This is a genomic window from Litoribacter ruber (assembly GCF_018449405.1).
Lineage (GTDB): Bacteria > Bacteroidota > Bacteroidia > Cytophagales > Cyclobacteriaceae > Litoribacter > Litoribacter ruber.
Genome location: NZ_JAHCMY010000045.1, coordinates 1 through 1034, shown reverse-complemented (window position 1 = coordinate 1034; position 1034 = coordinate 1). Strand labels below are relative to the sequence as shown.

At 41.4% G+C, this 1034-nt stretch carries 1 protein-coding gene; it reads left to right on the top strand.

The window, feature by feature from the left end:
• Positions 1 to 906 (top strand): DUF4249 family protein (locus KI659_RS18515; protein WP_213946877.1); only part of this gene is annotated, 906 nt, incomplete at its 5' end.
• Between the last annotated feature and the right edge of the window lie 128 nt (positions 907 to 1034).

The window sequence follows — 1034 nt, the reverse complement described above, 5'->3', positions numbered from 1 at the left end:
GGAAGCTGGCAATTTGCTTTGGAGGAGGATGGAACATATGCGATGGTGGGCACTTTGCCTAGTGATCAAGATTATCAGCTTCAGATTCAAATTGGGGAGCATGAACAATATATCTCAGATTGGATGCAGCCCGCCATGGCCCCACCAATCGAAGGGATGTTTTTCACCCGTGAAGAGGATGGGGTGTATATTTATTTGAATAGCCGTGGGGAGGACAATTATTTCTTGTGGACTACGGAAGAGACTTGGCAGTTCAGATCTTGGTTTAATCCCATTTACCGCTACGAACCATATACAAATACGATTATTCCTCGGGAGGAAAATATTAATCTCTGCTATAGGAATGAAAAATCTGGAGATATTAGGCTAGGGAGTGGTGCCCAATCGGTAGATGGGGAGATCCGGGGAGTAGAGTTGATGAGAATTCCCATTTATTCTGAGAAGCTGGGGCTTCGATATAGTATTGAGGTGTGGCAAAGAACATTGGATCATGCGGCGTTTGAGTTTTGGGAATCCATTAGGAAAAACACAGATGACCTGGGGGATATTTTCAGTCCCATGCCGGCATTTTTGGGTAGTAATATAAAAAAAGTTGGAAGGGAAGACACTCCTGTCATTGGGTATATAAGTGTTGGTAGATCTGAAAGGAAAAGGCTATTTATTGATTTTACTGATATTAGACCTTGGAGCCCAAGGATAGCGGATTACAGTCATTGTGAAATGGTTCCTGATATCATACGAGAGCACCAGTATTTTGAATATTTTAATAGGCCAAATGTAGAAGTCGGTGATCCAGTAATTGAAAACGGGCTGTGGATTGGGTGGAATTATACTTATACCGACTGTACCGATTGCAGATTAAGAGGAACTACTGAGAAACCCGATTTTTGGGATGAGGAAATTTAATGTTATCATTTGAAGTGTAATGAAGGTCCAAAAGTGTAAGAAATATTTAATAGTACTGCCATTTATTATGGGGGTTCTTTTTGGAGGTTGCCGGGAGTTTTATGAACCTGAGATAATCACCCAGGATT